At 75.8% G+C, this 25,440-nt stretch carries 2 protein-coding genes; both read right to left on the reverse strand.

Annotation, left to right across the window (positions count from 1 at the left end; all coding sequences use genetic code 11):
• Positions 1–7: 7 nt before the first annotated feature.
• Positions 8–14,125, reverse strand: coding sequence for a type I polyketide synthase (locus tag MicB006_RS15150; protein ID WP_116506928.1), 14,118 nt, complete (start codon positions 14,123–14,125; stop codon positions 8–10).
• A gap of 46 nt (positions 14,126–14,171) precedes the next feature.
• Positions 14,172–25,409 (reverse strand): type I polyketide synthase, encoded by an 11,238-nt coding sequence (locus MicB006_RS15155; RefSeq protein WP_116506930.1) that lies wholly within the window; start codon positions 25,407–25,409, stop codon positions 14,172–14,174.
• Positions 25,410–25,440: the final 31 nt, after the last annotated feature.

Raw genomic sequence — 25,440 nt, forward strand, 5'->3', positions numbered from 1 at the left:
GATCACTTCAGGACATCCCCAGCTCGCGGTCGATGAAGTCGAAGACCTCGTCCGGCGTCGCGTCCTGGAGCTTCTCGGTGACGGTGTCGCCGTCCGCCGGGGCGTCGGCCTCGTTGAGGGAGGCCAGCAGCGCCCGCAGCCGTTCGGTGATCCGAATTCGGGCGCTGCGGTCCGGCGCCGAGCCGGAGAGTGCCGCTTCCAGCCTGTCCAGCTCACCGAAGACCGGTGCGATCCCGGCCACGCCGCCGTCGACGATCGCGGCCCGCACGTATTCGGCCAGCCCGGCGGCGGTCGGGTAGTCGAAGACCACGGTGGCGGGCAGCCGCACGCCGGTCGCCGCGGTGAGCCGGTTACGCAGCTCCACGGCGGTCAGCGAGTCGAAGCCGAGTTCGCGGAACGCCCGGTCCGGCTCGACGGCGTCCATCGAGGCGTGCCCGAGCACCGCGGCGGCCTGCCCGCGTACCAGCTCCAGCAGGGTCTTGCGTCGTTCGGCGTCGGTCTGCCCGGCGAGCAGGGCGGCCAGGGACTCCGCGGAGACGCCGGTGTCCTCGGCCCGCTCGGCGACGGCACGCCGTGCCTCGGCCACGCCCGCGATGAGCGGGCTGGGCCGCACGGCCACGAAGCCGGGCACGTAGCGGGCCCAGTCGATGTCGGTCACCATCGTCGCCGGCTCGCCCCGCGCGACGCACTGCGCGAGCGCCGTGAGCGCGGGCCCGGTGTCGAGGCGGGCCACGCCGGTACGCCGGCGGCGCTCCTCGACGGCCTGGTCGGTGGCGGCCATCCCGCCGGCCGTCCAGGGGCCCCAGGCGACCGAGGTGGCCGGCAGGCCCTGGCGGTGCCGCTGCTCGGCGAGCGCGTCGAGGTAGGCGTTGGCGGCGGCGTAGCTGCCCTGACCGGCGGCGCCGAGCTGGCCGGCCATCGCGGAGAACAGCACGAACGCGCGCAGTTCCCGCCCGAGGGTGAGCTCGTGCAGGTGCAGGGCGCCGAGCACCTTGGGTCGCAGGACGGTGGCGAGCCGGTCGGCGGTGAGCCCGTCGAGCACCCCGTCCTCCAGCACACCGGCGGCGTGCACCACGCTGGTCAGCGGCGCGTCGGCGGGCACCTCGTCGAGCAGCTTGGCCAGCGCCGCCCGGTCGGCCACGTCGCAGGCCGCGACGGTCACCCGGGTGCCCGCCTCGGTCAGCTCACGGACGAGTGCCGTGGCGCCGGGGGCGTCCGCGCCGCGGCGGCTGACGAGCATCAGGTGCTCGGCGCCCCGGGCGGCCAGCCAGCGGGCCACCTCCGCGCCGAGCGCGCCGGTGCCGCCGGTGACCAGCGTCGTGCCCGGGTAGCCGGCCTCGTCGGTGGGTGCCTCCCCGCCGGGCGCGCGTACCAGCCGGCGGACGAGGACGGTGGCGCCGTCGACCGCTAGCTGGTCCTCGCCGTCGAGGCCGGCGAGGGCGGCGCAGAGCAGGTCCCAGCCGTGGTCGTCCAGGGTGGCCGGAACGTCGACCAGGCCGCCCCACCGCTCGGGGTGTTCGAGGGCCACGACCCGGCCGAGGCCCCAGAGCAGCGACTGCTCCGGGCGGCCGGCGGTGCCGCCCCGGGTGGTGCCGGCGGCGCCCCGGGTGACGCACCACAGCGGCGCGGCGACGTCGAGGTCCCCGAGCGCCTGGATCAGCGCCAGCGACCGGGCGAGGAACGGCGGCACCGGCTGGGTGTCGTCGACCGCGCCGTCGGCGAGGGCGAGCAGGGACAGCACCCCGTCGACCGGGGCCGTTGCGCCGTCGGAGGTACGGGTGACACCGCTCAGGTGTGCGGTGAGGGCGGCCCGGTCGGTCAGGTTCTCCGGCAGCGACACCAGCCGGACGTCGGCGCCCCGGCGGGACAGCTCGGCGACGGCGGCCTCGCCCTCCTCCGGGTGCCGCGCGTCGGCGATCACCCACCAGGCGCCGGGGAGGAAGCTGACGGGCGTGCCGGTGTACGGCTGCCAGACGCTGCGGTAGCGCAGGTCGTCCAGGCCGGACCGGTTGCGCTGCCGGCGTCGCCAGGAGGCGAGCACGGGCAGGGCCCCGCCCAGCCGTTCCAGGGATTCCGTCGCGTCCTGCTCGGTGAGTTCCGCGAGCGCGGCCAGGTCCTCGCGTTCGACGGCCGCCCAGAACGCGGAGTCGACGCCGTTCGGGGTCTCCTCGGCGCCGTCCTGCCCGGTCACGGCGGTGGGCCAGAAGCGGCCGCGGTCGAAGGCGTAGGTGGGCAGTGCCACCACGTCGGTCTCGGCGAGGACGGCCGTCAGGTCGACGGGCAGGCCGATCGTGTGGGCGGTCGCGAGGTTCGTCAGCAACCGCGTCGGATCGTCGTCACCACGACGCAGGCTGCCCAGGGTGTGCCCGGTGACGCCGACGTCGTCCAGGATCGCCGTCACCGGCATCGTCAACACCGGATGCGGGCTGATCTCCACGAACGTCGTGTGACCCGCCTCGACCGCCACCCGCACAGCGGCGTCGAACCGCACAGTCTGCCGCAAGTTGTCGTACCAGTAACTGGCGTCCATCGACGCCGGATCGACCCAGTCACCGGTCAACGTCGACACCATCCGGACATGGCCGGGCCGCGGAGTCACGTCGGCCAGATCGGCGCGCAACCGCTCCGCCACCTCCTGCACCGCCTCCGAGTGCGACGCATAGTCCACCGGGATCAACCGCGCCCGCACCCCGTCGGCCTGACACGACTCCACCAGGTCGGCGACCGGCTGCGGCGGACCCGACACCACCACTGTCGACGGACCGTTCACCGCCGCGACGCCCACCCCGGGGAAGCCCGGCAGCCGCTCCGCGACCGCCTCAGCAGACAGGTCGACCGACGCCATCGTGCCGGTGCCCCGCAGCACCGTCAGCGCCCGCGACCGCAGCGCCACAGCCTTCGCCGCGTCCTCCAGGGAGAGAATCCCGGCCACGCACGCGGCACCGATCTCACCCTGCGAGTGACCGACCACCGCCGCCGGGGTGACCCCGGCGTGCTGCCACACCGCCGCCAGCGCCACACCGACGGCCCACAGCACCGGCTGCACGACCTCCACCCGCTCCAGCCACGACTCGTCGTCACCGGTCAACACCGACACGAGGTCCACGTCCAGATACGACGCCAACGCCCGCTGGCACTCCGCCAGGCGCGCGTCGAACACCGGCACACGACCCACCAGGCCCGCCGCCATCCGCGCCGACTGCGCACCCTGACCCGGAAACACGAACACCGCACCGGTTCCGGAGGCCGTACCCGTGACGAGGTTCCCCGCCGGCGCGCCGACGGACAGAGCGTCCAGCCCCGCCAGCAACTCCTCCACGCCCGACCCGACCACAGCCGCCCGCTGGTCGAACACCGACCTCGTGACGGCGAGAGACCAACCCACCGCCGCCGTGTCGATGGCGGCGTGCGCGCGGACGTGCCGGGCCAGGCGGGCGGCCTGACCGGCCAGGGCGCCCTTCGACCGCCCCGACACCGCCCAGACGACGACGTCGGAAGCCACGAGCCCCGCGCTCCGGCCGGCGGCGGTCTCGGGTTCCGCGCTCTCGGTGGGCAGGTCCTCGGGCAGTTCGATGATCACGTGGGCGTTCGTGCCGGAGATGCCGAACGACGACACCGCCGCCCGGCGTGCCCGGTCCACGGCCGGCCACGGCCGCGACTCGATCGCCAGCTCGACGGCCCCGGAGGTCCAGTCGATGTGCGGGGACGGCTCGTCCACGTGCAGCGTCGCGGGAACCACGCCCTCCCGCATCGCCAGCACCATCTTGATCACACCGGCGACACCGGCGGCGGCCTGGGTGTGGCCGATGTTCGACTTGACCGAGCCGAGCAGCAGCGGCTCCTCGCGCTCCTGCCCGTACGTGGCGAGCAGGGCCTGCGCCTCGATCGGGTCACCAAGCGTGGTGCCGGTGCCGTGCGCCTCGACCACGTCCACGTCGGCCGCGGAGAGCCGCGCCGACGCCAGCGCCTGCCGGATCACCCGCTGCTGCGACGGGCCGTTCGGCGCGGTAAGCCCGTTCGAGGCGCCGTCCTGGTTGACCGCCGACCCACGCACCACCGCCAGGACCCGGTGCCCGTTGCGCCGCGCGTCCGACAGCCGCTCCACCAGCAGCACGCCCACACCCTCGCCCCAGCCCGTCCCGTCCGCAGCCGCCGCGAACGCCTTGCACCGGCCGTCGGCCGCCAGGCCCCGCTGCCGGGAGAACTCCACGAACAGCCCGGGCGTCGCCATCACGGTCACGCCGCCGGCGAGGGCCAGGTCGCACTCGCCACGCCGTAGCGACTGCACCGCCAGGTGCAACGCCACAAGCGACGACGAACACGCCGTGTCCACCGACACCGCCGGCCCCTCCAACCCCAACGCGTACGCCACCCGGCCCGACACCACACTGGCGGCGTTGCCCGTGGCCCCGAACCCTTCGGCCTGCTCCCCCGCAGCCATCAGCAGGGCCCCATAGTCCTGACCATTCGTGCCCACGAACACCCCTGTTCGCGAACCCCGCAGAACCCCAGGCTCAACCCCTGCCCGCTCGACCGCCTCCCACGAAACCTCCAGCAACAACCGCTGCTGCGGATCCATGGCCAACGCCTCGCGGGGGGAAATCCCGAAGAAACCGGCATCAAACTCCGCCGCCTCGTAGAGGAAGGCGCCGCTGCGGACGTAGGAGGTGCCGGTGGAATAGGGGTCGGGGTCGTAGAGGCGCTCGACGTCCCAACCCCGATCGCCGGGGAGGTCCGACACGGCGTCGCGGCCGGCGTGCAGCATCTGCCAGAACCGCTCGGGATCGTTGGCCCCGCCGGGGAAGCGGCAGGACATGGCCACGATGGCCACCGGCTCGTCGTCGCCGAACGCCACCGGAGCGGCCTCGACGGCCACGGCGGCCTCCCCGCCCAGTTCCTCGTGCAGGTGCCGGGCGAGCGCGGTCGGCGACGGGTAGTCGAAGACCAGGGTCACCGGCAGCCGCAGCGAGGTGGCGGTGGCGAGCCGGTTGCGCAGTTCCACCGCGGTCACCGAGTCGAAGCCGAGGTCGCGGAACGCGTGGTGCGGGTCGACGGCCTGGCCGTCGGCGTACCTGAGGACCGTGGCCGCCTGGTCGCGGACCAGGTCGAGCAGCGCCTGCTGGCGCTCGGCGGCGCTCATCCGGGTGAACGCGCCGGCCGGGCCGGCCTCGTCGGTCTCCTTCGTCTCGGCCGGTCCCTTGGTGGCCTGCAACCGCTGCGCCTCGGGGATCTCCGAGATCAGCGGGCCGGGTCGGGTGGCGGTGAACGCGACGAAGAACCGCTCCCAGGCGATGTTCGAGATGGTCAGGAACGTCTCGTCGTGCTCGACGGCCTGGTGCAGGGCCGCGACGGCGAGCCGCGGCGGCATCTCGGGTGCGCCGTGGCGGTGCAGCATCCGGCCGAACTCGCCGTCGGCCATGCCGCCGCCGCCCCAGGCGCCCCAACCGATGGAGGTGGCGGGCAGGCCGAGGGCGCGGCGGTGCTCGGCGAGGGCGTTGAGGAACGCGTTGCCGGGGGCGTAGTTGCCCACGCCGGAGCTGCCGACGGTGCCGGCCATCGACGAGAACAGGATGAACGCGTCGAGGTCCAGCTCGCGGGTCAGCTCGTGCAGGTTCAGCGCGGCGGTGACCTTCGCGCTGAGCGCGTAGTCGACCTGGTCCAGCGTCAGCGAGTTGATCACCGAGTCGTCGAGCACGGCTGCGGTGTGTACGACGGTGGTCAACGGGTGCTCGGACGGCAGGTCGGCGAGGACGGCGGCGAGCGCCGAGCGGTCGGCGGCGTCGCAGGCGGCGACGGTCACCCGGGCGCCCAGTGCGACCAACTCGGCCTCGAGGTCGGCGATGCCCTCGGCCTGCCGGCCGCGCCGGCTCACCAGCACCAGGTGGGCGGCGCCGTTGGCGGCGAGCCAGCGGGCCATGTGCCCGCCGAGCGCGCCGGTGCCGCCGGTGACCAGGGCGGTGCCGGAGGGCCGCCAGGCGCGCGGGGCGGGCGTGTCGCCGAGCGGGGCGTGCAGCAGTCGCCGGCCGAACGCGCCGGCCCACCGCAGCGCGACCTGGTCCTCCCCGTCGGCACCGGCGAGGACGCGCACGAGCCGACGGCCGGCCGCATCGTCGAGCTCGTCGGGCAGGTCCACGAGGCCGCCCCAGCGGTCCGGGTGCTCCAGCGCGGCGACCCGGCCGAAGCCCCAGGTGAGCTGCTGGAGCGGGTGCGGCAGCGGGTCGGCTGGGCCGGTCGCGACGGCGCCCCGGGTGAGGCACCACAGGGGCGCGCGGACGCCGGCGTCGCCGAGCGCCTGCACGAGGGTGACGGTGCCGGCGAAGCCGACCGGCACGGACGGGTGCGCCGGGGCGGGCGTCTCGTCGAGCGACAGCAGCGACACGATCCCGGCGGGGCGGGGGCCGCCGTCGGCGAGGTCGCGCAGCCGGGCGGCGAGCGCCGCGCGGTCCGTGCGGTCGGCGTCCAGAGCCAGCGGTACGACGGTGCCGCCGTGGCGCCGCAACGCCTCGGCGCAGAAGTCGGCCTCGGCCGCGCCGGTGTCGTCGGGGCCGGTAAGCAGCCACCAGGTGCCGGTGACGGCCGGCTCGCCGGAGGCGTCGGGGGCGACGGGCGTCCAACTGTCCCGGTACCGCCACGAGTCCACGGTGGCCTGGTCGCGGTGCCGGCGACGCCAGGCGGCGAGCACCGGCAGCACGTCGGCGAACGCCGTCTCCGGGACGGGCCTCGGCTCGGTCGTGGCGGAGAGTTCGGCAGTGAGTGCGGTCAGGTCCTCCGCCTCGACGGCCGCCCAGAACCGGGCGTCGACCTCGTCGTCGGCCACGGCACCGGCGGTCCCGACCGCGGGGGCGGGCGCGGTCGACGGCTGCGGCCAGTAGAGCTGCCGCTGGAACGGGTACGTGGGCAGGTCGAGGCGACGCCCGGCGAGGCCGGCGAAGGCGGGCCGCCAGTCCACGGCCGTACCTCCGGCCCAGACCTCGGCCACGGCGCGCAGGAAGCGGCCGAGGCCGCCCTCGCCCCGGCGCAGGCTGCCGGTGACGGTGACCGCGTCCGGGTCGGCGGCGGCCAGCTCGACGCTCTCCTGCACGGCCATCGTCAGCACGGGGTGGGCGCTGACCTCGACGAAGGTCTGGTAGCCGGCGGCTACGAGGCTGCGTACCGCCTCGTCGAAGCGGACGGTCTGCCGCAGGTTGCGGTACCAGTAGTCGGCGTCGAGGGCGGCGGTGTCGAGCCAGTCCCCCTCGACGGTGGAGCGGAACCGGACCTCGCCGGTGCGGGGCCGCAGCCCGGCGAGCAGTTCCAGGAGCTGCTCGCGCAGTTGCTCGACGTGGGCGGAGTGGGAGGCGTAGTCCACGGGGACGCGGCGCACCCGCACCTCGCGGGACTCGTAGTGGGCGACGAGCTCGTCGAGGGCGGCGCCGTCGCCGGAGACCACGACGGAGGTGGGTCCGTTGACGGCGGCCAGGGCGATGCGGCCGGCCCAGCGGGCGATCGTCGCGGTGGCCTCGTCGGCGGTGGTGGCGACCGAGACCATGCCGCCGTCCCCGGCGATGCCGGCGATGATCCGGCTGCGCAGCGCGACCACGGCCGCCGCGTCGTCGAGGGTGAGGCCACCGGCGACGTACGCGGCGGCGATCTCCCCCTGGGAGTGGCCGACGACGGCTCCGGGGCGCACCCCGTACGACTCCCAGAGCGCGGCGAGCGAGACGCTGACCGCGAACAGGGTGGGCTGCACGACGTCGACGCGCTCCAGCGACGGGGCGTCGGGCGCGCCGCGCACCACGTCGGCCGGTGACCAGTCGACGTACGGGCGCAGCGCGTCGGCGCAGGCGGCGAACGTCTCCGCGAAGACGGGGGCGGTGTCGAGCAGCTCGGCGGCCATCCCGGCCCACTGCGATCCCTGGCCCGGGAAGACGAACGCGACCTCGCCCGGCGTGCCGGGGACGCGGGTGACGGTCTGCGGGCCGGGCCGGCCGGCGGCGAGCGCGTCGAGGGACGCGGCCAGGTCGTCGCGGTCGGCGGCGAAGACGACGGCCCGGTGGTCGTGGGCGGCGCGCGTGGCGGCCAGCGACCAGCCGACGTCGGCGAGCGCGTCGTCGTCCACTGTGCCAAGGTGCTCGCGCAGGTCCCGGGTGCGGGCGGTGAGGGCGTCGACGGTGCGCCCGGAGAGCACCCAGGGCAGCTCCCCGGTCGGCACGTCGGCCGCCGGTCCGGGCTCCGGCTCGTCGGCGGGGGCCTGTTCGAGGATGGTGTGCACGTTGGTGCCGCTGATCCCGAACGAGGAGACGGCGGCGCGGCGTACCCCGTCGGCCGGCTCCCACGGCCGGGCGGAGGTGAGCAGCTCGACGCTGCCGCCGGTCCAGTCGACGTGCGGGGTGGGCTCGTCCACGTGCAGCGTGGGCGGCAGCACCCCGTGCCGCATCGCCAGCACCATCTTCATCACCCCGGCCACACCCGCCGCCGCCTGGGTGTGCCCGATGTTCGACTTGATCGAGCCGAGCCACAACGGCCGGTCGGCGGGCCGGTCCTGGCCGTACGTGGCGATGAGGGCCTGCGCCTCGATCGGGTCGCCGAGGGTGGTGCCGGTGCCGTGCGCCTCGACGGCGTCCACCTGCTCGGCGGTGAGTCCGGCGTTCGCGAGGGCCTGCCGGATCACCCGCTGCTGGGCGGGGCCGTTGGGGGCGGTGAGGCCGTTGGAGGCGCCGTCCTGGTTGACGGCGCTGCCGCGCAGCACGGCGAGGACCGGGTTGCCGTCGCGGCGGGCGTCGGAGAGCCGCTGGAGCACCAGCAGGCCGACGCCCTCGCCCCAGCCGGTGCCGTCCGCCGCTCCGGCGAACGGCTTGCACCGGCCGTCGGCGGCGAGACCGCGCTGGCGGGAGAAGCCGACGAAGATGCCGGGGGTGGCCATCACGGTGGCGCCGCCGGCCAGGGCCAGGTCGCACTCCCCCGTCTGAAGGGCCTGCGCGGCCAGGTGCATCGCGACCAGCGACGACGAGCAGGCCGTGTCGACGGTGACGGCCGGGCCGTGCAGCCCGAAGGTGTACGCCAGCCGGCCGGAGATGACGCTGGCGGAGGTGCCGGTGGCGAGGTAGTTCTCGTCGACGTCCCCGGTGGCCATCAGCAGCGAGCCGTAGTCCTGGCCGTTGGTGCCGACGTACACGCCGGTGCGGCTGCCGCGCAGGGCGGTCGGATTGATCCGGGCCCGCTCGAACGCCTCCCAGGAGGTCTCCAGCAGCAGCCGCTGCTGCGGGTCCATGGCGAGGGCCTCGCGGGGGCTGATGCCGAAGAACGCCGGGTCGAACTCGCCGGCACCGGCGACGAAGCCGCCCTCCCGGACGTAGCTGGTACCGAGGTGCTCGGGGTCGGGGTGGTACAGCTCGGCGAGGTTCCAGCCGCGCTCGCCGGGCATCAGGCTCAGCGCGTCGGTGCCGGTGGCCAGCAGGTCCCAGAGCTGCTCGGGCGAGGTGACCCCGCCGGGGAAGCGGCAGCTCATCGCGACGATGGCGATCGGTTCGCGGTCACGGCCGGTGCCGTCGGCGACCACCTCGCCGGTGGTGTGCCCGGCGGTGAGGCCGTGCAGGTGGGCGGCAAGTTCGGCGACCGTGGGGTGGTCGAAGACCAGCGTGGCGGGCAGGGTCATACCGGTCTCGGCCGTCAGCCGGTTGCGCAGCTCGACGGCGGTGAGCGAGTCGAAGCCGAGGTCCCGGAAGGTGCGCTCGGGCAGCGGCCGCCCGGCCGGGTAGCCGAGCACGACGGCGGCCTGGGTGCGTACGAGGTCGGCGAGCTGCGGCAGGGACCGGCCGACCACCACGGCGCGGACGGGACCGGTGGGCACGGCGGGCACCCCGGGCAGGGCGGCGATCAGTGGCGTGGGCCGGCCCCAGGAGGCGGCGAGGCGTCCCCAGTCGACGGCGGCGACGGTGACCGCCGGCTCGGCGGTGTTGACCAGCCGGCCGAGGGCGGTGACGGCCTCGGCGGCGGGGAGCGCGTCGACCCCGCCCCGGGCGAGCCGGGCGGTCAGGGCGGCGGCCATGCCGTCCTCAGCCCAGGCGCCCCAGGCGATGGCGGTGGCGGGCAGGCCCTGGTCGCGTCGCCAGGCCGCGAACGCGTCGAGATAGGCGTTGGCCGCCGCGTAGTTGCCCTGCCCGGCGCTGCCGATGACGCCGGCGAGGGAGGAGAAGAGCACGAACGCGTCGAGGTCGCGGTGGGCGGTGGCCTCGTGCAGAACCCGGGCGGCGCGGACCTTGCCGTCGAGGACGGCCTGCATCCGGGTCAGGTCGAGCCCGTCGAGGACGCCGTCGTCGATCACGCCGGCGGTGTGCACGACGGCGGTCAGCTCCGGCAGCCCGGAGACCAGAGCCTCGACGGCGGCCCGGTCGGTGACGTCACACCCCACCACCCGCACCGCACCCAACTCGGCCACCAACTCCGCCACACCCGGCACCCCCGGACCCCGCCGCGAAGCCAGCACCACCTCACCGGCCCCGTTCGCCAGCAACCAACGCGCCACATGCCGACCCAACGCACCCGTACCACCGGTCACCAACACCGTCCCAGCAGGCCGCCAACCCACACCCACCGGCGGCACGGCCGGCACCAGCCGCCGGCCGAGGACGCCCTGGGGGCGGATCGCCACCTGGTCGTGCCCGGCGTCGGCGAGGACGGCGAGCAGCGCGTCGGCCGTGGCGCGGTCGGCGCGGGCGGGCAGGTCGACCAGGCCGCCCCAGCGGTCCGGCTGTTCGAGGGCGACGACCCGCCCGAGGCCCCAGGCCAGGGCGGCCCACGGGTCGGTGAGGGTCTCGCCGGCCCCGGCGCGCACGGCGCCCCGGGTGAGGCACCAGAGCCGGCCGGGCAGGCCCGCATCGGCGAGCGCCTGGGTGAGGGTGAGCAGCAGCGCGGCGCCGACGGAGACAGCCGGGGCGTCCGGCAGCGCCCCGTCGGTCGCGGGCAGCACGCAGAGCACGCCGGCCCAGCCCTGCTCGCTGTGGCCGCGCAGCAGCCCGGCCAGCTCGGCGCGATCGACGCCCGGGGCGACGGTCAGGGTGTCGACGTGGGCGCCGGCACCGGTCAGCGTGCCGGCCACCCCGGCGTCGTCGTTGTCGGCGGTGACGACGAGCCAGCGGCCGGTCAGCGCCGGAACGGCGGCGGGGCGTACGGGCTCCCACTCGACCCGGTAGGTCCAGCCGTCCACCACGGCGTCGCGCTGCCGGGCCCGCCGCCACGACGACAGCACCGGTACGGCCGGGGCGAGCGCCTCCACTGCCGCGGGATCGTCCTGCACGGCCAGGTGGGCGGCGACCCCGGTCAGGTCGCCACGCTCCACGGCCGCCCAGAAGTCCCCCTCGGCGGCGTCACCCGGCACGGCCGTCACGGCGGTGCCGCCGACCTCGGGCCAGTAGCGCTGGTGCTGGAAGGCGTACGTCGGCAGGTCCACCCGCCGCGCGCCGGTCTCGGCGAACCACCGCCGCCAGTCGACCGCCACCCCGTGCACGTGCAACTCGGCCAGCCCGCCCAACAGCCCGTGCACCTCGGGCCGGTCCACGCGCTGCGCGGCGACGGCCAGCACCCCGTCCCCGCCCGGCAGCACATCGCCGACCATCGCAGTCAGCACGCTGCGCGGCCCGACCTCCAGGAACGTATCCACACCCGCCGCCCGCAGCGCCGTCACCCCATCGGCGAAACGCACCGCCTCGCGCACATGCCGCACCCAATACTCCGGCGTGCAGATCTCATCGCCAGCCAGGGCACCCGTCACGTTCGACACGACCGGCAGCGACGGCGCGGCGAAGGTGAGCTTGTCGAGCACCGCGCGGAACCGGGCAAGCATCGGCTCCATCAACGGACTGTGGAACGCGTGACTGACGGTGAGGCGGCGGACGCGTACACCCCGGTCCTTCCAGTGCCGCTCCACCTCGTCGAGGGTGTCGACGGCGCCGGAAACCACGACAGCCTGCGGACCGTTGACCGCCGCGATCCCCACACCGGCCAACCCGTCCAGCGCCGCCGCCACGTCAGCCTCGGCCGCCGCGACCGCCAGCATCCCACCACCGGCCGGCAGCGCCTGCATCAACCGACCCCGCGCCGCCACCAACGCGCAGGCATGCTCCAGCGACAACACACCCGCCACGTACGCGGCCGTGACCTCACCGATCGAGTGCCCGCCGACCAGGTCGGGGGCGACCCCGAAGGACTCGACCAACCGGAACAACGCCACCTCGACCGCGAACAACCCCGCCTGCGTGAACACCGTCTGATCCAGCAACTCGGCGTCGGCCGAGCCCTCGGCGGCGAAGAGCACCTCCCTCAGCGGGCGCGGCAGGGCCCTGTCCAGATGCCCGCACGCCTCGTCGAGGGCGGCGGCGAACACCGGGAACTCGACGTACAACTCCCGGCCCATCCCGGCGCGCTGCGCGCCCTGGCCGGAGAAGAGCACCGCGAGCTGGCCGCGCGGCGCGCCGGCGCCGAGCACGACGGTGCCGGCCGGTTCCCCGGCGGCGAGGGCGCGCAGCCCCGCGAGCAGGTCGTCGCGGCCGGTCGCGGACAGCACGGCGCGGCGGTCCAGGGTGGAGCGGGAGGTCACCGACGAGAAGGCCACGTCGAGCGGGCGCAGGGTGTCGTCGGCGGCAAACCGGGCGGCCCAGCGGCCGGCCTGGGCGGCGAGCGCGGCGTCGGAGCGGGCGGAGAGCAGCACGGGGGCCACCGTGCGGGCCGCCGGGCCCTTCGGCTCGGTCTCGGTCTCGGCGGGAGCCGGGGCCTGCTCGATGATGGTGTGCGCGTTGGTGCCGGAGACGCCGAACGACGACACGGCGGCCCGGCGCGGCCGGTCCACGGCCGGCCACGGCGTGGCGGCGGTGGCGAGGGTGACGGCCCCGGCGGTCCAGTCGATCTGCGGCGACGGCTCGTCGACGTGCAGGGTGGGCGGCACGACGCCGTGCCGCATCGCCATCACCATCTTGATCACACCGGCCACGCCGGCGGCTGCCTGGGTGTGCCCGATGTTCGACTTCACCGACCCGAGCAGCAGCGGCGCGGCCTCGTCGCGGTCCTGCCCGTACGTGGCCAGCAGCGCCTGCGCCTCGATCGGGTCGCCGAGCCGGGTGCCCGTGCCGTGCGCCTCCACCACGTCGACCTGCTCGGGCGTGAGCCGGGCGTTGCCGAGGGCCTGGCGGATGACCCGCACCTGGGAGGGGCCGTGCGGGGCGCTGAGCCCGTTGGACGCGCCGTCCTGGTTCACGGCGCTACCGCGTACCACGGCGAGCACCGGGTGGCCGTGCCGCTGCGCGTCGGAGAGCCGGGTGAGCAGCAGCATGCCGATGCCCTCGGACCACGAGGTGCCGTCCGCGCCGGCGGCGAACGCCTTGCACCGCCCGTCGGCGGCGAGACCGCGCTGCCGGCTGAAGCCGACGAAGACCGCCGGGGTGGGCATCACCGTCACGCCGCCCGCCAGGGCCAGCTCGCAGTCGCCGTTGCGCAGGGCCTGCGCGGCCAGGTGGATGGCGACGAGCGAGGACGAGCAGGCGGTGTCGACTGTGACCGCCGGCCCCTCCAGCCCGAGGGTGTACGCGACGCGGCCGGAGATGACACTGGTGGCGTTGCCGGTGAGCAGGTGGCCCTCGCCGTTCTCGGCCTGCGCCATCATGCCGTCGTAGCCGTGCGACGAGGCCCCGACGAAGACGCCGGTACGGCTGCCCCGGACGGCCGGCAGCGGCAGCCCGGCCCGCTCGAACGCCTCCCAGGAGGTCTCCAGCAGCAGCCGCTGCTGCGGGTCCATGGCGACGGCCTCGCGGGGCGAGATGCCGAACAGGTCGGCGTCGAAGTCGGCGGCGGAGTAGACGAAGCCGCCCTCGCGCACGTAACTGGTGCCCGGGTGGTCGGGATCGGGGTGGAAGAGGTTCTCCAGGTCCCAGCCCCGGTCGGCGGGGAACGGCCCGATCCCGTCGCCGCCGTCGTGCACGAGCTGCCACAGCGCCTCGGGGCTGTCGACGCCGCCCGGGTAGCGGCAGCTCATCGCCACGATGGCGATGGGCTCGGAGTCCCGGCTCTCCAGCTCGCGCAGCCGACGCCGGGTACGCCGCAGCTCCGAGGTCGTACGCTTCAGGTACTCGACGTACCTCTCGTCCTCGTTGCTCACCGTGGACCTACCTCACTCGGCATGCCGATGTCGTTGCGGCTGGTGGTCACGACGTCTCCAGCTCGCGGTCGATCAGGTCGAAGATGTTCTCAGCGGTGGCCGACTCCAGGTCGTCGTCGCCGTCCGCGTCCGCCTGCCGCTCGGTCAGCCGGCCCAGCAGGCCGTGCAGCCGGTCGGTGATCCGGCGGAACTCGTCGTCGGCCGGTTCCAGCCCGAGGAGCGCCGCCTCCAGCCGGTCGAGTTCCCGGCCCGCCGCCGACGGCTCGCCGGCCGGGCTCACCGGGGCGAACTGCCCGGCCAGGTGGACGGCGAGCGCCTCGGGCGTCGGGTTGTCGAAGACCAGCGTCGCCGGCAGCCGCAGCCCGGTGGCCGCGCCGAGCCGGTTGCGCAGCTCCACGGCGGTCAGCGAGTCGAAGCCGAGTTCCCGGAACGCGCGGGTCGGCTCGATGCCGACCGGGTCGCCGTGGCCGAGGACGACCGCCACGTGCGCCAGCACCAGGTCGCGCAGGGCGCGTACCCGCTTGTCGTCGGGCAGGGCGCGCAGCGTCTCGGCGTACGCCTGCCCGTCGGCGGCCTCGCCGGCCGCGGCCCGGCGGCCGGCGGCGCGGACCAGGTTGGTCAGCAGCGGGTGTACGGGCGACCCGGGCGCGGCCACGCCGGTGACGATCTTCGCGGGCATGAGTGTCGCCCGCTCCGAGCGCCAGAGAGCGTCGAACAGGGCGAGCCCCTCGGCGTCGGAGAGCGCCGCCATGCCGCCCCGGTCGAGGCGGCGGATGTCGGCCGAGTCGAGGTGGCCCGTCATGCCGCTGGCCTGTGCCCAGCGGCCCCACGCCAGCGCGACCGCCGGCAGGCCGAGGGCCCGCCGGTGCTCCGCCAGGGCGTCGAGGAACGCGTTGCCGGCGGCGTAGTTGCCCTGGCCCGGACCGCCGAACACGCCCGCGGCGGCGGAGAAGAGCACGAACGCGCTCAGGTCGTGGCCGAGGGTGGCCCGGTGCAGGTTCCACGCCACGTCGACCTTGGGCCGCAGCACCGCGGCGAGGCGGTCGGGGGTGAGGGACTCGACGGTGGCGTCGTCGAGGACGCCGGCGGCGTGCACGACGGCGCGCAGCGGGTGCCGCTGGTCAACCATGGACAGTACGTCCGCCACGGCGTCCGGGTCGGCCAGGTCGGCGGCGACGATCGACACGTCCGCGCCGAGCGCCTTCAGGTCGGCGAGCAGTTCGTCGGCGCCCTCGGCGTCCGGGCCGCGCCGGCTGACCAGCAGCAACTGCCGGGCGCCGTGCGCGGTGACCAGGTGCCGGCAGAGCAGCGCGCCGAGGGTGCCGGTCGCCCCGGAGACCAGGACCGTGCCGTCGAGCCGGGGCGCCTGCGGAATGCTCAGGGCCAGCTTGCCGACGTGCCGGGCCTGGCTGAGGAAGCGGAACGCCTCGGGGGCGCGCCGGACGTCCCAGGTGCGCCGGGGCAGGGGCCGCAGCGCACCGGCGGCGAAGAGCGCCATCAGCTCGCCCAGCATCGCGCCGATCTTCTCCGGGCCGGCCTCGATGAGATCGAAGACCTGGTAGCTGACGCCCGGGTGGTCGGCGGCGACCCGCCGCGGGTCCCGCTTGTCGGTCTTGCCCATCTCGACGAACCGGCCGCCGTCGGCGAGCAGCCGCAGCGACGCGTCGACGTACTCGCCGCGCAGGGCGTTGAGCACCACGTCGACGCCCCGCCCGCCGGTGCGGTGGGCGAACTCGTCGGCGAAGTCGAGGCTGCGGGAGGAGGCGAGGTGCGCGTCGTCGAAGCCGGTGTCGCGCAGCGCCGGCCACTTGCCGGGGCCGGCCGTGCCGTAGACCTCCGCGCCGAGGTGGCGGGCGATCTGCACGGCGGCCATGCCCACGCCGCCGGCCGCCGCGTGCACGAGCACGGACTCGCCCGCGCGCAGCCGGGCCAGCTCCACCAGCCCGTACCAGGCGGTCAGGAAGACCACGGGCACGGCGGCGGCGTCGGTGTAGGACCAGCCGTCGGGGATGCGGGTGAGCAGCCGGCGGTCGGTGACCGCCGCCGAGGCGAACGAGCCGGAGAAGATGCCCATCACCCGGTCGCCGGGGGCGAGGTCGGCGACGCCCGGCCCCACGCCGAGCACCACGCCGGCGCCCTCGTTGCCCAGCACCTCCTGGTCGGGGACCATGCCGAGGGCCAGCACCACGTCGCGGAAGTTCAGCCCGGAGGCGCGCATCCCGACCAGGACGTGGCCCGCCGGCAGCTCCCCGCCCGCCTCGGGACCGGGCAGCAGGGCGAGGTTCTCCAGCGTGCCCTTCTCGGTGACGTCGAGACGCCACGGCACCTCGTCGGCGGGCAGCGGCAACACACCGGCGTCGCGGGCCCGGGCCAGCCGGGGCACGAGCGGCGCGCCGTCGCGCAGCGCGAGCTGCGGCTCGCCGGAGGCGACGGCCGCCGGGACGGCCGCCAGGGAGGCGGCGGCGTCGTCGGTGTCGAGCAGCGTGAACCGGCCGGGGTGCTCGGACTGCGCCGAGCGGACCAGCCCCCACAGGCTCGCCTGGGCCAGGTCGCACGGGGCCTCGCCCGGGGCCGCGCCGACGGCGCCCCGGGTGTGCAGCACGAGCCGGGACCGCTCCAGCCGGGGCTCGCCCAACCACTGCCGCACCAGCGCGAGGGCGTCGCGGGCCGCGTCGTGCGCGGCCTCACCGGCCCGCTGCGGGTCCGACTCCGCGCCGGAGCGCAGGTCCAGCACCACATCGGGTACGTCCCCGGACTCCCCGATCTCGGCGACCAGCGCCGCCAGGTCGGCGTGGGACCGCACCGGGTGCCCGGCGGCGGCGAGCGCCCCGGCGAGGCCGAGGGTGTCGTCGCCGAGCAGCGCCCAGCGGGCCTCCCCGGCCGCCGCGCCGGTGTCCGTCAGCGGCGTCCAGTCCAGGTGGAACACCGACGTGCGGCGCAGGGCGGCGGTCTCGTCGGCCCGGCCCGCGGCGACCGGGCGGAACGTCAGCGACTCGACGGTGGCGACCGGCTGGCCGGCGGTGTCGGCGAGCGTGACCGCGACGGTGTCCGGGCCGAGCGGGCGCAGCCGCGCCCGCAGCCGGGTGGCGCCGTGGGCGTGCAGGGCGACCGAGCGGAAGGCGAACGGCATCCAGCCCGCCCCGGAGGTGTCCGCCGCGTCGCCGAGCAGGGCGGTGACCCCGCTGGCCTGGAGGGCCGCGTCGAACAGGGCCGGGTGCAGCCCGAAGCGGGACGCGTCGGCGCTCGCCTCCTCGGGCAGGGCCACCTCGGCGTAGACCTCGCCGTCGCCGCGCCACACCCGGCGCAGCCCTCGGAAGGAGGGGCCGTAGCCGAGGCCGCCCTCGGCCGTCTGCACGTACCAGGCGTCCAGGTCGGCGTCGACCTCGACGGCGTCGGCCGGCGGCCACTGCCCCGGTACGGCGGTCGGGGCGGGCAGCTGCGGCAGCAGGAGTCCCTCGGCGTGCCGGGTCCACTCGGCGTCGGCGTCCTCTTCGGGGCGGGAGTGCACGGTGACGCTCCGCTCGCCGGTGTCGGCGGGCGGGCCCACTCGCACCTGTACCTGCACCGCGCCGGTCGCGGGGAGCACCAGCGGGTTGATCAGCGTCAGGTCGCCCACCTGGCCGGCGTCGACCTCGTCGCCGGCCCGGACCACCATGTCGACGACGCCGGTGCCCGGGACGATCACCGCCCCGCCGACGGCGTGGTCGGCCAGCCACGGGTGGGTCCGCACCGACAGCCGCCCGGTCAGCACCACCGTCCGGTCGTCTGCGACGGGTACGGCCGCGCTGAGCAGCGGGTGGCCGGTGTCCTGGAGGCCGGCCGAGCCGACGTCGCGTACGCGGTGCGCGGGCGCGTCCAGCCAGTAGCGTCCCCGTTCGAAGGCGTAGGTGGGCAGTGCCGCCACGTCGGTCTCGGCGAGGACGGCCGTCAGGTCGACGGGCAGGCCGATCGTGTGGGCGGTCGCGAGGTTCGTCAGCAACCGCGTCGGATCGTCGTCACCACGACGCAAGCTGCCCAGGGTGTGCCCGGTGACGCCGACGTCATCCAGGATCGCCGTGACCGGCATCGTCAACACCGGATGCGGGGAGATCTCCACGAACGTGGTGTGCCCGGCGGCGACAGCGACGCGCACGGCGGCGTCAAACTGCACGGTCTGCCGCAGGTTGTCGTACCAGTAGCCGACGTCCATCGAGGACGGGTCGACCCAGTCCCCCGTCAACGTCGAGACGAGCCGAGTGTGCCCCGGCTGCGGGCTCACGTCGGCCAGGTCCGCGCGCAACTGCTCCGCGACCTCCTGCACCGCCGCCGAGTGCGACGCGTAGTCCACCGGGATCAACCGCGCCCGCACCCCGTCGGCCTGACACGCCTCCACCAGATCCGCGACAGGCTGCGGCGGACCCGACACCACGACCGTCGACGGGCCGTTGACCGCCGCCACCCCGACACCCGGGAACGCCGAGAGCCGCCCAGCCACCGCCTCAGCAGACAGGTCCACCGACGCCATCGTCCCGGTACCCCGCAGCACCGTCAGCGCCCGCGACCGCAACGCCACAGCCTTCGCCGCATCCTCCAGGCTGAGGATCCCCGCCACACACGCCGCACCGATCTCACCCTGCGAATGACCAACCACCGCAGCCGGAACCACACCCGCGTACTGCCACACCGCCGCCAGGGCCATACCCACAGCCCACAGCACCGGCTGCACGACCTCCACCCGCTCCAGCCACGACTCGTCGTCACCGGTCAACACCGACACCAGATCCACGTCCAGATACGGCGCGAGGGCCCGCTGACACTCCGCCAAGCGCGCGTCGAACACCGGCGTACGACCCACCAGACCCGCAGCCATCTGCGCCGACTGCGCACCCTGACCCGGAAACACGAACACCGCGCCCGCACCATGGGACATGGCGGTGCCGGCGACGACGTGCCCAGCCGGCGACCCCGACGCCAGAGCATCCAGCCCCGCCAGCAACTCCTCCAAGCCCGACCCGACCACAGCCGCCCGCTGGTCGAACACCGACCTCGTGACGGCGAGAGACCAACCCACCGCCCCCGCGTCCACCACGGCTCCGGCGGCCCGCCGGAGGTGGCCGGCGCCGCCGTCGCCGCGCTCGCGCAGGAAGTCCGCGAGCCGGGCCGCCTGCCCCGCGAGCGCACTCTTCGACCGTGCCGACACCGGCCACACCACGACATCCGAGGCAACCAGGCCCGGGCCGTGCCCGACCGGAGCGGCGGCGTCGACCGGCTCGTCGGCCTGCTCGATGATCACGTGCGCGTTCGTGCCGGAGATGCCGAACGACGACACCGCCGCCCGGCGCGGCCGGTCCACCACCGGCCACGGCCGCGACTGCGTCGCCAGTTCCACCGCGCCGGAGGTCCAGTCGATGTGCGGGGACGGCTCGTCCACGTGCAGCGTCGCCGGTACCACGCCCTCCCGCATCGCCAGCACCATCTTGATCACACCGGCGACGCCCGAGGCGGCCTGCGTGTGGCCGATGTTGGACTTGATCGAGCCGAGCAGCAGCGGCTCGCCGCCCTCGCGGCCCTGGCCGTAGGTCGCCAGCAGGGCCTGCGCCTCGATCGGGTCACCGAGCGTCGTGCCCGTGCCGTGCGCCTCGACCACGTCCACGTCGGCCGCGGAGAGCCGCGCCGACGCCAGCGCCTGCCGGATCACCCGCTGCTGCGACGGGCCGTTCGGCGCGGTAAGCCCGTTCGAGGCGCCGTCCTGGTTGACCGCCGACCCACGCACCACCGCCAGGACCCGGTGCCCGTTGCGCCGCGCGTCCGACAGCCGCTCCACCAGCAGCACGCCCACACCCTCGCCCCAGCCCGTCCCGTCCGCAGCCGCCGCGAACGCCTTGCACCGGCCGTCGGCCGCCAGGCCCCGCTGCCGGGAGAACTCCACGAACAGCCCGGGCGTCGCCATCACGGTCACGCCGCCGGCGAGGGCCAGGTCGCACTCGCCACGCCGTAGCGACTGCACCGCCAGGTGCAACGCCACAAGCGACGACGAACACGCCGTGTCCACCGACACCGCCGGCCCCTCCAACCCCAACGCGTACGCCACCCGGCCCGACACCACACTGGCGGCGTTGCCCGTGGCCCCGAACCCTTCGGCCTGCTCCCCCGCAGCCATCAGCAGGGCCCCATAGTCCTGACCATTCGTGCCCACGAACACCCCTGTTCGCGAACCCCGCAGAACCCCAGGCTCAACCCCTGCCCGCTCGACCGCCTCCCACGAAACCTCCAGCAACAACCGCTGCTGCGGATCCATCGCCGCCGCCTCGCGCGGCGAGATCCCGAAGAAACCGGGATCGAACTCGCCCGCCCCGTGCAGGAAGCCGCCCTTGTCGGCGTACGTGGTGCCGGGGTTGGCCGGGTCGGGGTCGTAGAGCCGGTCGAGGTCCCAGCCCCGGTCGGTCGGGAAGTCGCCGATCGCGTCGACGCCGTCGGCGACGAGGCGCCACAGCCGTTCGGGGCCGTCGACGCCGCCGGGGTAGCGGCAGGCCATGGCGACGATGGCCACCGGCTCGTCGTCGCCCACGGCGGCCGGGACGGCGACGGGGGCCGCCCCGGCGTCGGCGCCGAAGAGGCCGGCGAGCAGGAAGCGGGACAGCACCACCGGGGTGGGGTGGTCGAAGACCAGGGTGGTGGGCAGCGCCTGCCCGGTGGCGGCGACGAGCCGGTTGCGCAGCTCCACGGCGGTCAGCGAGTCGAAGCCGAGGTCGCGGAACGCGGTGGTCGCGCCCACGGCGGCAGCCCCGCCGTCGTGGCCGAGCACGTCGGCGGCGAGTTCGCGGACCAGGTCGGCGACGGTCTCCTCGCGGCGGGCCGGGGTCAGCGCGGCGAGGCGCCGACGCAGCGCCGCCGCCGGGCCGTCGTCGCCGTCGTCGGCCGCGGCGCCGCCGTCGAGGGCGGCCCGCGCCTCCGGTACGCCCTCCAGCAGCGGCCGGCGGCGCGCGGAGGCGTACGCGGGGGCGAACCGGGTCCAGTCCACGTCGACCACCGTCACTGTGACGTCGTCGTGGTCGAGGGCCTGCTGCAACGCGGCCATGGCGACGGCCGGGTCCATGGCGGGCAGGCCCCGGCGGCGCAGGTTCCGCTCGGCGTCGGCGGCGTGCATGCCGCCGTCGGACCAGGGGCCCCAAGCGATGGCGGTGCCGGCCCGGCCGTCGGCGCGCCGCCGCCGCACCAGCGCGTCCAGGTAGGCGTTGCCGGCCGCGTACCCGGCCTGCCCGCCACTGCCCCAGGTGGCGGCGATGGACGAGTAGACGACGAAGGCGTCCAGCTCCCGGTCGGCGAGCAGGTCGGCGAGGTGGGTGGCCCCGGCGGTCTTGCCGACTGTCACCTCGGCCAGCTCGGCGGGGGTGACCTCGGCCAGCGGGGTGGACTGCGCGACGCCGGCGGTGTGCACGACGGTGCGCACCGGCGGGCCGTCGGCCTCGACCCGGTCGAGCAGGTCGGCGAGGGCGGCCCGGTCGGCGATGTCGCAGGCGGCGACGGTGACCCGGGCCCCGAGGCCGGCCAGCTCGGCCTCCAACTCGGCGGCGCCGGGGGCGTCGGGTCCGCGCCGGCTGACCAGCACGACGTGCTCGGCTCCGGCGGCGGCGAGCCAGCGGGCGGCGCGCCCGCCGAGCCCGCCGGTGCCGCCGGTGACCAGGGCGGTGCCGGTGGGCGTGAACCGGCGCGCCGGCGGACGGTCGCCGAGGGCGGCGCGGACGAGGCGGCGGGCGAAGACGCCGGGGCCGCGTACGGCGAGCTGGTCCTCGCCGGTCGAGCCGGTGAGGATCGCGGCGAGCCGGAAGGCGGCCCGGTCGTCGGGGTCGGACGGCAGGTCGACCAGGCCGCCCCAGCGGTGCGGCGCCTCGACGCCGACGACCCGGCCGAGGCCCCAGATCGCTGCCTGCGCCGGGTCGGCGAGCCGGTCGTACGAGGCGGCGGCGACCGCGCCCCCGGTGACCAGCCACAGCGGCGCTGCCACGCCGGCGTCGCCGAGCGCCTGCACGAGGGCGAGGGTGGCGGTCAGGCCGGGCAGGACGGTGCCGTCGGCGGTGCGTGGTTCCCCGGCGAGCAGGGACACGACGCCGGCGGGCTCGGTGCCGGCGAGGGCCGCCGCGAGGCCGGCCCGGTCGGCGTCCGGCTCCACTGTCAGCGGCAGCACGTCGGCGCCGGCGCCGGTCAGCGCGGCCCGGACGGCCCGCGCCGCCGGGTCGTCGGCGTCGTCGGCGGGCAGCGCCAGCAGCCAGGTGCCGGCCAGCCGGGCGGGGGCGGGCTCGGGGGCCACCTGCCATTCCTCCCGGTACCGCCAGCCGTCGAGGACCGAGTGTTCCTGCCGCTGCCGCCGCCAGTCGGCGAGGACGGGCAGCAGGGTACGCAGCGACTCGGCGGCGGCGGTGTCGGTGACGGCGAGGGTGTCGCGCAGCGCGTCGAGGTCGGCGCGTTCGACGGCCGCCCAGAACCGGCGGTCGAGCGCGCCGGCCACGCCCGTCGGGGTGTCGTCGGCGGGCGCCTCGGCCGGCACCCAGTAGTGCTGCCGCTCGAACGGGTAGGTGGGCAGGTCGACGAGCCGGCCGGGCCGGCCGGCGAGGACGTCCGCCCAGTGCGGCGTCGTGCCGGCGACGTGCAGCTGGGAGAGGGCGGCGAGCAGGGCACGGCGGTCCGGGCGGTCCCGGCGCAGCACCGGCACCACCACCACGGCGGAGGCGGCGTCGGCGGCGGCGTCGGTCTCGATCCCGGCGAGGGTCTCCTGGACGCTGGCGGTGAGCACGGCGTCCGGCCCGACCTCCACGAAGGTGCCGACGCCGTGGGCGCGCAGAGCGCGTACGCCGTCGGCGAAGCGGACCGCCTCCCGGACGTGGCGCACCCAGTAGCCGGGGTCGGTGAGCTGCGCCGGGTCGGCCAGCTCGCCGGTCACGTTGGACACCACCGGCAGAGTGGGGGCGCGCAGGTCGAGGCGGGCGGCGACGGCAGCGAACTCGGCGAGCATCGGCTCCATCAGCGGGCTGTGGAAGGCGTGGCTGACCCGCAGCCGCCGCACCTTCACCCCCCGGCCGGTCCAGAGTTCCGCCAGCTCGTCGATGGCCGCCGCGTCGCCGGAGACGACGACGGCGTCGGGGCCGTTGACGGCGGCGACGGCGACCCGGCCGGTCAGCGCGGCGATCGACTCGGCGACCCGGGCCTCGTCGGCGGCCACGGCGAGCATCGCGCCGCCGGTGGGCAGCTCCTGCATGAGCCGCCCCCGGGCGGCGACGAGGGCGCACGCGTCGTCGAGGCTGAGCACGCCGGCCACGTGGGCGGCGGTCAGCTCGCCGACGGAGTGCCCGGCGACCATGTCGGGGGCCAGCCCCCAGGAGCCGAGCAGCCGGTGCAGCGCCACCTCGACGGCGAACAGCGCGGCCTGGGTGAAGACGGTCTGGTCGAGCAGGTCGGCCTCGGCGGTGCCGGGCTCGGCGAACAGCAGCGGCTTCAGCGGCCGGGGCAGCCGGTGGTCGAGGTGGCCGCAGACCTCGTCGAGCGCCTCCGCGAAGACCGGGTACGCCTCGTACAGTTCCCGGCCGGCGCCGGCGCGCTGGGCGCCCTGGCCGGAGAACAGGAAGGCGACCCCGCCGCGGTCGTCGGCGGCGCCGGTGACCAGCCCGGGGGCGGGCCGGTCGTCGGCGAGGGCGTGCAGCGCGGCGAGTAGGCCGTCGCGGTCGTCGGCGAGCACGACCGCCCGGTGCTCCAGGGGCGAGCGGGAGACCGCCGAGGTCCAGGCGACGTCGGCCGGGCGCAGGTGCGCGTCGTCGGCGACGTAGGCCGACCAGCGCTCGGCCTGGCGGCGCAGCGCGGTACGGGTGCGGCCGGTGAGCAGCACCGGCGCGGGCGCGGGCGGCACCGGGTGGTCCGCCTCGATGCCGGCCGGTTCGGGCTGTTCGAGGATGAGGTGGGTGTTGGTGCCGCTCATCCCGAACGACGAGACGGCGGCCCGGCGCGGCCGGTCCACGGCCGGCCACGGCGTGGCCTCGGTGACGAGGGTGACCGCGCCGGCGGCCCAGTCCACGTGCGGGGTGGGCTCGTCGACGTGCAGGGTGGCCGGCACGACGCCGTGCCGCATCGCCTGCACCATCTTGATCACACCGGCGATGCCGGCGGCGGCCTGGGTGTGCCCGATGTTGGACTTGATCGAGCCGAGCAGCAGCGGCGCGGCGTCGCCCCGCTCCCGGCCGTACGTGGCGAGCAGCGCCTGAGCCTCGATCGGGTCGCCGAGGGTGGTGCCGGTGCCGTGCGCCTCCACCACGTCGACCAGGTCGGGGGTGAGCTTCGCGCCGGCCAGGGCCTGCCGGATGACCCGCTGCTGGGAGGGGCCGTTGGGGGCGGTGAGGCCGTTCGACGCGCCGTCGGAGTTGACCGCCGAGCTGCGGATGACGCCGAGCACGGGGTGGCCGTTGCGGCGGGCGTCGCTGAGCCGTTCCAGCAGCAGCATGCCGACGCCCTCGGACCAGCCGGTGCCGTCGGCGGACGCGGCGAACGACTTGCACCGGCCGTCGGCGGCGAGGCCCCGCTGCCGGGAGAACTCGACGAACGGGCCGGGGGTGGCCAGCACGGTCGCGCCGCCGGCCAGGGCGAGGCCGCACTCGCGCTGGCGCAGCGCCTGGCAGGCGAGATGGATGGCGACCGACGCCGACGAGCAGGCGGTGTCGACGGTGACCGACGGGCCTTCGAGGCCGAACGTGTACGCCAGCCGACCGGACACGACACTGGCGGCGGTGCCGGTCAGCACGTACCCCTCGACGCCGGGCGCCCGGTGCAGCACGGCGGCGTAGTCCTGCCCGGAGGTGCCCACGAAGACGCCGGAGCGGCTGCCACGCAGCGACAGCGGGGCGATGCCGGCGCGTTCGAACAGCTCCCAGGTGACCTCCAGCAGCAGCCGCTGCTGCGGGTCCATGGCGACCGCCTCACGCGGCGAGATGCCGAAGAGCGCGGCGTCGAACTGCCCCGCGTCGCGCAGGAAACCGCCGGCGGTGGTGTACGAGGTGCCGGCGTTGTCCGGGTCGGCGTGGTAGAGCCGGTCCAGGTCCCAGCCGCGGTCGGTGGGAAAGTCGCCGATGGCGTCCCCGCCGGACGAGACGAACTCCCAGAGCTCCTCCGGCGAGCTGATGCCGCCCGGGTAGCGGCAGCTCATCGCCACGATCGCCACCGGCTCGGACTCCTCGGCGGTGACCTCGCGCAGCCGTTGGCGGGTCTGCTGCAGCTCGGCGACGACGCGCGTCAGGTATTCGCGCAGCCGATCTTCGTCCGCCATGACATCTCGCTTTCTCGTGACACCACAGATC

Source organism: Micromonospora sp. B006 (assembly GCF_003408515.1).
GTDB classification, from domain to species: domain Bacteria; phylum Actinomycetota; class Actinomycetes; order Mycobacteriales; family Micromonosporaceae; genus Micromonospora; species Micromonospora echinospora_A.